At 51.1% G+C, this 11,092-nt stretch carries 9 protein-coding genes; 1 reads left to right on the top strand and 8 read right to left on the bottom strand.

All coding sequences use genetic code 11. The features are described 5' to 3' along the window. Positions 1 to 761 precede the first annotated feature (761 nt). From IDH45_RS09155 to IDH45_RS09120, 8 genes are all read right to left on the bottom strand, one after another. On the bottom strand, positions 762 to 1,613 hold the full coding sequence (locus tag IDH45_RS09155; protein WP_190926761.1) for a phosphotransferase family protein: 852 nt from the start codon (positions 1,611 to 1,613) through the stop codon (positions 762 to 764). Between the two features lie 59 nt (positions 1,614 to 1,672). Continuing rightward, positions 1,673 to 3,151 carry an Lsa family ABC-F type ribosomal protection protein gene (locus IDH45_RS09150; RefSeq protein WP_190926759.1) on the bottom strand — a complete coding sequence of 493 codons (1,479 nt, stop codon included), beginning with the start codon at positions 3,149 to 3,151 and terminating at the stop codon, positions 1,673 to 1,675. Between the two features lie 402 nt (positions 3,152 to 3,553). Continuing rightward, positions 3,554 to 3,820, bottom strand: coding sequence for a hypothetical protein (locus IDH45_RS09145; RefSeq protein WP_190926757.1), 267 nt, complete (start codon positions 3,818 to 3,820; stop codon positions 3,554 to 3,556). A 227-nt stretch (positions 3,821 to 4,047) separates the two neighbouring features. Further along, a complete protein-coding gene (locus IDH45_RS09140; protein ID WP_190926755.1) occupies positions 4,048 to 5,373 on the bottom strand; it encodes an ABC transporter substrate-binding protein in 1,326 nt (441 codons plus the stop codon). A gap of 204 nt (positions 5,374 to 5,577) precedes the next feature. Beyond that, positions 5,578 to 6,066: an NUDIX hydrolase gene (locus IDH45_RS09135; protein WP_317891177.1), complete on the bottom strand. Its 489-nt coding sequence runs from the start codon at positions 6,064 to 6,066 to the stop codon at positions 5,578 to 5,580. 193 nt (positions 6,067 to 6,259) lie between these two features. Further along, the gene (locus tag IDH45_RS09130) at positions 6,260 to 6,580 is read right to left on the bottom strand and encodes a thioredoxin family protein (protein ID WP_190926751.1); all 321 of its coding nucleotides are present in this window, start codon (positions 6,578 to 6,580) and stop codon (positions 6,260 to 6,262) included. 214 nt (positions 6,581 to 6,794) lie between these two features. After that, positions 6,795 to 8,540 carry an ABC transporter ATP-binding protein gene (locus tag IDH45_RS09125; RefSeq protein WP_190926749.1) on the bottom strand — a complete coding sequence of 582 codons (1,746 nt, stop codon included), beginning with the start codon at positions 8,538 to 8,540 and terminating at the stop codon, positions 6,795 to 6,797. Then, entirely contained in the window at positions 8,527 to 10,296 is a 1,770-nt protein-coding gene (locus tag IDH45_RS09120; RefSeq protein ID WP_190926747.1) for an ABC transporter ATP-binding protein, read from the bottom strand. Before IDH45_RS09120 ends, IDH45_RS09125 begins: the two co-directional genes overlap by 14 nt. A gap of 304 nt (positions 10,297 to 10,600) precedes the next feature. On the opposite strand from IDH45_RS09120, the gene IDH45_RS09115 reads away from it, so the two are divergent. Continuing rightward, on the top strand, positions 10,601 to 11,080 hold the full coding sequence (locus IDH45_RS09115) for a MarR family winged helix-turn-helix transcriptional regulator (RefSeq protein WP_190926746.1): 480 nt from the start codon (positions 10,601 to 10,603) through the stop codon (positions 11,078 to 11,080). Positions 11,081 to 11,092 lie beyond the last annotated feature (12 nt).

Genomic DNA, 11,092 nt, shown 5'->3' with positions numbered 1-11,092 from the left:
GTGGGGGCGGGGGTGCGGGGTGCGGGGTGCGGGGTTCAAGCTTCAAAAGTTGCGGGCTCCTGCTGGCTCAAGAAATGTCGCGGCTGGGTTATTCGTGAAAAATCTGGACGAAGGACTTTTCCGGAGGGCGGACGAATGACCGCATACGGGGCAGACTTTTGGCGGGCAAAACGAGTTCCGGTTCGCTGAAATTTATCTGCTGGCTGGTTCCAATAACAAGATAAGAGTCTTTGGCAGCCTTTATTTTCGGCCAATTTGGAAAGCGCTGCCGAATAGAAGCGGTTTGCATCCCTAATTTCATACCAATTGGCTCGATCAGCACCTTTTCGGAGATATTAGCAGCTTCAAACCGCTCTTATTTCCCCGTTCAAGCGAAATTCGGGCAAATTAAGGGGTATGAACCGCTCTTATTCAGCTCCTCTCCTGCCCGGGAACAAGGGACATACATGGCGCCGCCCCTTACACGTTGAACATGTGCGCCAGTATAGACTTTCAGCGCGACTATGGGCGAGCGGCTGTAGTGCGAGCAACCACTTTGTTCCAGGTGCTCACAAATGGGTTTGCACGTCAATGGACCGCCCGGCAGAAATGCCGGACGGTTTTTAATTCGGAAGTGTAAGTTCGTTACCGTAAGAAGCGAGAAGAGTGACCAGTCAGGCAGGAGCGGGTAGGCGAAGATGAGCCCTATTTATCCGTAGCAATCAAGGCCTTCGGCATGTAATGCTTCTAAGCGAAGTCTTTCCACGATTGCTGAACACTCTTTAACTTTCAAAAAATCTCGCGTACCCTTTATGGAAGTCAGGCTTCCTGGGGTCGTTCCGGATATTCTCGATCATATCGTACAAACCGTAGATCCGGTCATACATTTGATTCCTGTCATACAACCCGCTATCCTCCGAACCGTATGCCTCAAGCACCGCATGCCGGAACTCCTCCCGATAATAACGCATATACATCAAATCCAGCGCCGGGTCTTCCACGCCCGCTTCGCCAAAGTCCAATACTCCCAGGCGGCCGGCATCCGAATCCCACACGATGTTATCGAAATGGAAATCTCCATGCACAACACAGGTCTCCACCGTCGCCGCGCTCTCATAATACTCGTTCAGGAATACCGTCACGTGCCGAATCTCAGAAGCAGACAGCCGGGTCTCCAGCAGCTTCAGCCCGGACTCCATATCCCTCGACACATCCTGAACAAATCCGGACCGCAGGCCGAGCCCTTGTGCGGGCATACGGTGAAGCTGCCTTAATAAGCTTCCCACCGCGCTGCCGATCCGCCGCCCCTCTTCCGGATTTTCCTCCACAAGCCGAGGCGTAATCCGTTCTCCCGGGACATAGGTTTCCACGGCGAAATGATTCGCCTGCGACCGATACCGGCACACCGGTAAAATCGCCTCCGACTGCATGGCTAACCGGCGAATCAGCTCTTGTCTTGCGTCGTATGTCTCGGTCCGCAGACCGTCGCGAAAAAACGAAAGAACCGTTTGTTGATCCAAAATAACCACATCTTTCTCGCAGCCCGTCGTAATGACCTTGAGCTCCCGATACGGCAAATCTCCGATTTCGGCTTTCACAAGTTCCAGCCTTTGATCAAGCAACTGCTCGTTCATCCTTTTCCCCTTGGCGTCAGACTTAAGAGTACCGCGGATTTCCAGCCTGACGAGCAGCCTTACAGCTCGACGACTTTCGTAGCAATATGGTCGCAAAATTCGCTGTCATGCTCCACGAACAGGATCGTCGGCGAATGTTCGAGCAGCAGCTCCTCGATCTGCATCCGGGAAATAACGTCGATGTAATTGAGCGGCTCATCCCAGACGTGCAAATGCACTTTCTCACAAAGACTTTTGGCAATCAGCACTTTTTTCTTCTGGCCGCCACTATACGTGGAGATATCCTTCTCGAATTGGACTCTGGAGAAATCCAGTTTCCTTAAAATCGATTTAAACAAGCTTTCGTCAATCTCATGCTCTCTCGCATAATCCGATAAAGATCCTTGTAGATGCGAGGTGTCCTGGGAGACGTAAGAGATTTTCAGCTGGCTTCCTTTTCGGAACATGCCCGTATAGGATACATCCTCACCGCAAATCAGCTTGATCAGGCTTGACTTGCCGGAGCCGTTTTTCCCCGCCAGCGCGATTCGATCCCCCTGCCCGATCGTAAAGCTGGTCTCCGGACAAACCTGCCTCTCACCGTAATAGATCGATACTTTGTCAAGCTCGACAAGCTGGTGTTTATGATATGTCAGCTGAGAAATCTTCAAGCTTTCGGACGTGTCCACATTTTTCAGCAGCCTGGACTTTTCCTCGATCGCGGACTGCTGCCTGTGCTCCATCGATTTGGACCGTTTCATCATTTTGGCGGCTTTATGGCCGACATACCCTTTATCCACCTTGGAGCCGGAATTTCTAGTGCCGTTTTTCGTTTTCTCCACTTCGTGCGACCAGTTCCCCGTCCTTCTGGACGATTCCGACAGGCGCTGAATATCTTTTTTCAGCTTTTCGTTCTCCGCAAGCTCGTAATCGTCCTGTCTTTGTTTATTGGCCCACCAGTCCGAGAAGTTGCCTTTTTGGATTTCGATATCGGTCTTATTGATCGAGAGAATATGGTCGACGCAGTTATCCAGAAACGCCCGATCGTGGGAGACGAGGATATAACCGTTCTTCTTGCTGAGATAATCGCTGACCCGTTTTCTTGCTTCTTTATCGAGATGATTGGTCGGTTCGTCGATCAGCAGAAATCGGTTTTCTTTCAAAAACAAGGCGGCCAGCAGCACCTTCGTCTGTTCTCCGTTAGACAACGAGTCGAAGGGACGATATAAGACGTCCTCCGATACGTCAAGCAGCGACAGCTCGCGCATCAATTGCCAATGGACATAATCCGGGTAAATGTCGCCGACTACATCCACTGTGTTTTGTTCCTTGTTATCGACCGGGTACGGAAAATAGTCGAAATGGACATGAGCCGAAATCGTGCCGCTGTATTCATATTTGCCGAGTAGCAAGTTCAGAAAGGTCGTCTTCCCTCTTCCGTTGCGGCCCGTAAATCCCAGCTTCCAGTCGGTATCGAGCTGGAAATTGACGTTCTCGAAAATGTTATCGTAACTGCCGTCGTAGGCAAATGTCAAATTGACTACATTGATTAATGACATAAAATATCCTCCTGTATAGAAAATAAAAGAGCCGCAAGAAAGTTACCTTTCAGCAGCTCAAATAAATACAGCAAATCCGGCCCGTCAATGGACCAGATCCGGATATTTAAGTTGAGTGATCCGAATAACGTAACTTTCTTGCATATAACGAATAAAACAGGCGAAATAATCGCTTTGATGTTTTATTTCATTACAATCTGCAAGAACAATCACATTATTCTTCTCAACTCCTAGGATTCAAATTAACCGTATCATATCACGTTCAAGACCGCCGATCAACTAGAGCGTACAAAAAACATTGCAGCGTATGTTTCTGCACGGCCCTTCTCTTCGCTTCCCTCCCCCTTCCTTTGCGCTTCCGCCAGCTCCCCGTTCATCCCGGGCTTCGATGAAGCCGGCCGGTTATCTTTTCCTCCACAGCGTTTTGCCGATATAAAACACAGCCGCTCCAAGTAGAATCAGCCCTGAAGCTTCAAGCACGCTCCACACCGGACTGGAGATCGTACCGATCGCCGTCTGCTGCTGCAAATAGTCAACGGATTCGTATGCGTTAAACAGGTCCGGAACATACTCTTTGGTTAGATACATCCCCCGTACGACCTGAACCATATAATAGACGACCGCAATAATAATTCCAGCCAGGAGAGATTGAACGATCGATTTTCTCATCTCGCCCTTCCTTCCTTAGTCGTGACGACTACATCCTTCCTCTTGGAATACCTTACCATACAAACCGTAATCGGTACAGTGAGCCGCAGTGGGCTGCGTGTTCGGCCGCTGCGCACTTTTGTGCCAAACTGTGCCCAAAGGAGACTGCTGAACTATCAGACAGCCTCCGGGCAGAGGAGCGATTCCCCGGGACATCCTCGCAACCGAAGACGCTTGATCTGCGATCTTTATTTTTTCAGCTTCTCCAGTTCTTTGTTGATCAAATCTTCCGCTTCCATCAAGGCCGTGTTGACATCTTTTCCCGTAACCGCCGCATCGTAAAATTTTTGGCGTAAAATCGGGAATACCGCTGCATCGTATTTCGTTACAGGTTGCGGCGTTGGCGCTAGTTTGTTATAAGTAAACGCCCCTGCGTTGCGGCCTTGCAAAACCTCTACATCTTTCCCGAAATTTTCTTTCAGCTGTTTGCTTTTCAGGGCGCTCGGGCGGCCTTGGCGCATACTGTTGCCTTGAATCTCTTCCGACATCAGATGGGCAACGGCGAGGAACGCTTGATCGGGATGTTTGCTCGTTTTCGATACGCCGATCAACGGCGCGAACATTTGAATCGTCGTTTTCGGCGCTTGCGGGAACGACGGCAATGCGACTACGTCCCAATTAAGCCCGTTTTTCGTCGCATCCGGCAAACTGCCAAACAGCGTTGTCCCCGCCCACATCGCAATCGTCTTCGTCCGGAGAAAGCCGTCTACCCCTTTGCCCCATTCGTTTCCGGGAATCGAATAAAATTCTTTCATCGTAGTGAATACTTGCTTCCATGCCTCATTGTTCACACTCGCCTTAAACGTTTTGGCGTCTACCATCGTCGCGGACAACTGATTGTACGGCAGCATGACGTTAAACGCAAAATCGAACCCGATGTATTGGACGCCGTCTTCCTTACGCGTCAATCGTTTCGCCAAGTCCAGCACTTCGCTCCACATCATGCCGTCTTTCGGATAAGGGACGCCGAACTTATCGAACAGGTCCTTGTTGTAATGCAAGGTTGCAATGTTAACCGAGAACGGGAACATCAGAAACTGTCCGTCCGGGAAGTTCGGCCGGATCACTTGGACAATATCCGGGTCCAGCGCATCCAGATCGAACTTATACGTCTTGATGTATGGCGTAAGGTCGGCGAGCACGTCCATCTCCCGGTACACGGGAATATCCCCGCTGCTGTCCCCAAAAATAATATCCGGCACCCGGCCTGAAGCGACCAGTTCCGGCATCGTCATCCCCGGCGATTTTTTAATCATGTCCAGCTTCATATGCGGATACTTTTTCTGAATCGGCTCGATGATCGACGTCTGGAACGCGGCATCGCCCATACTGCTGTTAAACACGGTCAACGTAACCGGGTCGGTGTTGATGACCGGTTCTTTCGCCGCACCCCCGGCAGCTTCTCCCGTCGGACCTCCTTCGTTTTTCGAACAGCCGGATGCAATCAAGGACATCGCTAGCCATGCAGCGGCCGTTGCCTTCACTGCGGCCGCCGTTTTCTCTTTTTGTTTCATCGTGTACCCTCCTCATGAATTGGCTCGTATCGGATCGGAACTTTGTCCGGTTCCAATGTACCAAAACGGCTCCATCGCGGTAAGCTTCACTTTTTGCTTAAGCACACCCTTTTTGCGAAACGCAAAAAAAGCCTTTCCCCGCAAGGAAAAAGACTTGTTTCGGTTTATACTTGCTACACACCTGTCCGGAGAGACCGGTCCCGATTAAAAACCTGGCAATTGGATACGGTGTTTCAAATAAAACGTGATCGCGGCACAATCGATATTAATAAACTGCAGCGGATCGCTGCGAATAAGTTCGGCGAGCTCGTCTACGGTGACCCATCGGGGATTTTGCGCGCAATCGCCTTCGGGAAGCAGTTCGCCTTCCGCTCTGCATAGAAAGTAATACCCGACCGAGTCGATTCCGCCTTTAATCGTCTGGTATGCTGTGAAAGGCCGGATACATTCGACGACGACATTCGGATTGATCCCGACCGTATCGATCCGCGTATCTTCCCCTTCAATCCACACGACATCGAGGCCGGTTTCTTCCTTCACTTCGCGGCGCAGCGCGCTTGTCAGCGACTCGAACTGCTCCACGCCGCCTCCCGGAAGCTCCAGCTGTTTCGGTTGGTTCGGCTTGTTGCGCGTCTGGATGATGATCTCGGTTGTGCCATCGCGTTCGCGCTCGATGATGGCGCGGGAATTCACATAAAACAACGGCAACCTCTCCTCATTCGAAGTCATGTTCGATCCATCGCATAGGCAACTTATGGATATCGACTCTTCCAAATACTACAATTCTCGGTATCCGTAAAAAATCCTTCCCGGCGGCTGCTCCAGGCTAGGAAGCATTTCTCCATCCGTCACTTTCCCTCTAACCCGGTCTGAGGGTGACGGCTCATTAACTTGTGTACTTCGCAAGCAGCGCCGCATACACACTTTTGGGCCGGAGCCCGACCAGCTTCTCCACCGGTACTCCGTTATGAAATACGATAACGGTCGGCATCGACATAATTCCGAATTCGGAAGCGAGGGTCGGGGAGTCGTCGCAGTCCACTTTCAACACCGACAGCCGTTCCCCGTATTCGCTCGCCAGATCGCCCAGGATCGGCAAAAGCACTTTGCACGGCGGGCACCACACCGCTCCAAATTCGACGAGCGTCACCCCTTGCTGGCGGATCATCCCTCGAAATGTCGTATCGTCAACAGCATACAAACTCATCGGTCATTCCTCCTGTTGGGTAGCTGCAGTTGCGAGTCGTTCCTAAGCCCGGCTCTTTTAGCCCCGGTCGTTCTCCCAACCGGTAGGTCCATCATAAACCCTTACATTAATGTCAGAGTCAATACATGCAAACACACATTTTTTCAAAAAATGAATTGGTCTAATACGGCGGATTCACCGATCGATGATGGACTTCCACGCTCTCCCCGGAATTTTATGAACTGGAGATCAACTGCTCCTCGTCCAGCTCGGCCAATCGCCGGAATGCAGAAGAGCGGCTGTACAGCTCTTTATAGGAACCGCAATGTTCCATTTGCCCTCCGGCCAAAAAATAGATGAGATCCGCATTTTTGATCGTGGATAAACGATGGGCGATTAAGATCGTCGTTTTGCCTTGACGGTCCTGATCAAGCGCCTGCATCACCCGTCGCTCCGTCTCCAGATCAAGCGCGGACGTCGCTTCGTCCAGCACGAGAATTTCCGGATTGCGCAGCATGGCGCGAGCAAGCGCCAGTCGTTGCCGCTGCCCGCCCGACATTGTGATCCCCCGTTCCCCGAGAACGCTGTCATAACCGTCCGTCATGCGGATGATCGTTTCATGAATTTGAGCTTTCCGGCAAGCATCGATCATCTCTTGTTCGGTTATGTCCATGCCGAACGTTACATTTTGACGTACCGTATCCGGGAAAAAATAAGGCTCCTGCAGCACGATCGCCAAGCGCCGGTTCCAGTCATCCGCAGCCAGCTGTTCCAGAGGTTGCTGATTGATGAAGACTTGTCCTTGCTGGGGAGAGATCGTTCGGAGCAGCATTTGCAGCAAGGTCGATTTCCCCCCTCCGCTTACGCCGACCAGGGCGATTTTGTGACCGGCCGGAATATCCATAGACAACCCTTCGAATACTGGGGTCGTTTGCGATGGATACGTAAAATGGATTTGTTGAAATCGGATATGGTTGACCGGCTCGCCCAAGCGAAGGGTACCCGAATGCGACTCGGCTTGCCGCATGATCGTCTTTAAACGGTCCGCCGATGCCACGCCGCGCGACAGATCCATGCTGAAATTGAACAAGTTCTGGAAGGAATTGACCAGCTGGGCGATATATTGGTAAGCGACGAGGAACATGCCGATGCTTAAATCCCCCCGGATCACCGCATACCCGCCGAAACCGAGCACAGCGACGTGAATTCCCCATTTGGTCGGTTCGGTCATGAACAACTGTAGGTTGCTCTTTCGTCCTTCCTCCATCACTTTGCGGAAATAACGCGCAAAGCCGGAATGATACTTGTCCATCTCCCACTGCTGCCGGTTGTACGAGATCACTTCGCGGGTTGAGGAGATGCCTTCCTCGATGACGACACCGAGCTGAATCCGTTCATCGTTGACCTCCCGGCTGATTCGTTTGATCATAGGTCCGGAATATTTGCCGATCCATACATAAAAAACGATAAGGGCTGCGGTCACGATCACAATCATCGGCCCCATCTGGCTTAAGATCATAAAAATCGAGAAAACGTAAAACAGATGCTGCAGCCCTCTCGGAATCCGATTGGATAACACTTGCGCGATCGAATCCGCATCATGGGTCATATGGTGCACATATGTGGAAGTGCGTTCCTGCTGGAATACCGCCTGCGGCAGCCGTAAAATCGCATCCATCAAACTTCGGGTGATCAAATGTTTGCTGTCCATCCGATTGAGAAACACATAGTGGGCAACCCGGATATATAGAAGCATAAATACGATTATCAGAACGACGAACACGGCAATAAGCGCCGGCAAGCGCTCATACCTGCCAACAAGAATCACATCGTCGACAAAAAACTTTTGAATGCCGGTAACTCCAAGAGTGACTAGACACTGGGCAAGCATAAGGAGAAGCATCACCGCATAGTTTCTCCGGAACGGGGCTACGAATTGCCAATACCATCGCACATCCGGCTTGGGGTTAGCCTGCTTCATATTCGTCACTCCCCCTCCACAATTGATACAACACACCACGCTGCTTCATAAGCGATTCCCAGTCGCCGACCTCTACAATCGATCCCTGATCCATCACGACAATCCGGTCGTAATCCCTGATCGTGGATAACCGATGGGCTACAGTCAGGACGGTGGCCTGCTCCAGCGCTCGGAGCGACCGGACGATTTCCAGCTCATGCTCGCGATCGAGCGAGGAGGTGGCTTCATCCAGCAATACAATCGGCGGATTTTTGAGCAGCATACGCGCCACCGATATGCGCTGCTTCTGCCCGCCCGACAGCTTCACGCCACGCTCGCCGATCCAGGTCCCGTACCCTTCCGGAAGCTGCCGGATAAACGGATGTGCGGCCGCACGTTCGGCAGCGGCCGTTATCTCTTCCTCCGCACACAACGGATTTCCGAACCGGATATTCTCACTGACCGAACTGCCGAATAAATATGTTTCTTGAAACACATATCCCATCGATTCCCTCAGTTGCCCCAGCGACAACTCCCGGATCGGAACCCCGTCCAGCAAAATCCGGCCTTGCAGCGGATCGTAAAATCGGCTCAGCAGCTTCAGAACCGTCGTTTTGCCGCTCCCGCTTTCGCCTACCAGCGCGACTCTTTCACCCGGACGAACCGTTAAATTAAAATCACGCAGCACAGGCGTCCCGCTCCCGTAAGCAAAGGAGACGTTCTCAAACGTAATTTCGCCGCGCACGTTTTCTAACGAGACAGGCTCCGCCGCTTCCTTCACCTCGGGCACAAGGTGAATAAACCGGTACAACCGGTCTACCTGAACGAGGAGCAGCCTCTGTTCCGTTATTGAGCCGATCAAAGCTTGCATGAAGCCCATCATGCTAAAATAATAGAGAAGAAATGTAATGAACTCTCCGATCTGGACTCGTCCTTCTCGAATCTCGAAACTGCCGGCAATAAACAACAGCGCTGCGCCGACATAATGCGAGAAGTGCCGGAACGATTCCGACCGGTATAAATAGGCGAGCATTTTTAACCATTGCTTCGAGTAGGCTTTATATTTCTGATCGATCTCTTGAAAGACCCATCTTTCTGCGCCGTAAGCTTTCACTTCCGTCATTGCGGAGACGGAATCGTAGATTCGCTTCTGGTAATTTTTATCCAGCTCCGACGCTTCTCTGCGATGGATGCCGGTTTTTCTTTCCAGCGTCGGACCGATGAAATAGTAGATTAGAAACGCGCACAACGACAATACAGTAAGCGTAATGCTCGAGCCAAGCATCAATCCGATACACAGGAGAATAAAAATCGTCCGGGTAATCAGATTCGGGATGTGATGCCGGTACAGCTCCTGAACGGTGCCGACATCCGAACGAAGCAAGGTCAAAATCTCGCCGGTCGGCGTATTCTCGAAGTAAGGATAGCCAAGCCTGCGCAGCTGATGAAAAGATTGCAGCTGAATATCCCGGGACGTATACTCCCGCATCCGGCGCTCGATCAGATTGCGGACGCTTGACAAGGTCAACATGACGGCGATTACGGCAAGGAAGATCCACAGCAGTTTGTCAAGCGCGGCAACATCCTTGGAGGGGATGATCTGATCGATGATAATCCCGATCATTCTCGGAATCGACAGCTCGCCCAAACCGATTAGCAGACCGCAGCTCACCAGCAGCAGGAGCATCCCCCGATACGGCCGCATGAAGCCCAGTATCCAAACATACGATCGGAGCCCCTCTTTGAAGCGCTTCCATTTCGACTCCCTGGTTTCCATTTTTTGCTCCTCTTCCCGATTCGGCACATTACAATTCGCCTAAATGAAATCCCTATATATGGCAATGTAGTTACGATTATACTACACAAAAGGAGCCGGACTCTAGAGAAATTATAAATCCGGCGGTTTCACATGAAAAAACAATTCTATTTACTCCGGTTATATATTTAGGTAAACTAACAAATAGGTAAGCTAATAAATAGGTTGGCTAAACATATGCCAAGCAGAATCCAAGTCATACGGTACGGTCTAGCAACAAAATAGAAAAAAGAAGGTGGCGCTTCAAAGTGGAGGATGATCCGATATGGAACAGGAAATGAGTCAGGGCAAGCGGCTGATTGAGGTGATGGCCAAAATTAGACGCGTGTCGTCCAAGCATCAAGTTGAAGATATGATCCCCCAACGCGAGTTTTATGTATTGGAAATCATCCATAGCCGGATGCGGTGCCGTTCCGGGGAACAGGAGAACCCCGCTCCCCCGGGGGTTCGGGTATCCGAATTAAGCGAGATGTTGCACATTACGATGCCTTCGGTGTCGCAAATGATTAATGGACTGGAGCAGAAAGGTTATGTGAAGCGGGTTACGACCAAAAATGACAGGCGTGTCGTCTATATTACGCTTGATACCGAAGGCGAAGCCGCGTTAAACAAAGCCAAAAAAGCGTTTTTATCTTTTACGGACGAAATTGTTTCACGGCTCGGGCACGAGGAAACCGAGCAGCTGATCTCGCTTTGCACCCGTCTTTATGAGATTATCGGCGATATCCGGAGCCGGCAATCGTGATTAACCCTACTG

Source organism: Paenibacillus oceani, from assembly GCF_014705615.1.
GTDB lineage: Bacteria > Bacillota > Bacilli > Paenibacillales > NBRC-103111 > Paenibacillus_AB > Paenibacillus_AB oceani.
The sequence above is the reverse complement of the archived record's forward strand: the minus strand, read 5'-3'. Positions and strand labels throughout refer to the sequence as shown.

Excerpts from the sequence above, each read along its gene's own strand:
- IDH45_RS09145 (WP_190926757.1), bottom strand. The coding sequence starts at position 3,820 with ATGAGAAAATCGATCGTTCAATCTCTCCTGGCTGGAATTATTATTGCG.
- IDH45_RS09155 (WP_190926761.1), bottom strand. The coding sequence starts at position 1,613 with ATGAACGAGCAGTTGCTTGATCAAAGGCTGGAACTTGTGAAAGCCGAA.
- IDH45_RS09115 (WP_190926746.1), top strand. The coding sequence starts at position 10,601 with ATGGAACAGGAAATGAGTCAGGGCAAGCGGCTGATTGAGGTGATGGCC.
- IDH45_RS09130 (WP_190926751.1), bottom strand. The coding sequence starts at position 6,580 with ATGAGTTTGTATGCTGTTGACGATACGACATTTCGAGGGATGATCCGC.
- IDH45_RS09120 (WP_190926747.1), bottom strand. The coding sequence starts at position 10,296 with ATGGAAACCAGGGAGTCGAAATGGAAGCGCTTCAAAGAGGGGCTCCGA.
- IDH45_RS09150 (WP_190926759.1), bottom strand. The coding sequence starts at position 3,151 with ATGTCATTAATCAATGTAGTCAATTTGACATTTGCCTACGACGGCAGT.
- IDH45_RS09140 (WP_190926755.1), bottom strand. The coding sequence starts at position 5,373 with ATGAAACAAAAAGAGAAAACGGCGGCCGCAGTGAAGGCAACGGCCGCT.
- IDH45_RS09125 (WP_190926749.1), bottom strand. The coding sequence starts at position 8,540 with ATGAAGCAGGCTAACCCCAAGCCGGATGTGCGATGGTATTGGCAATTC.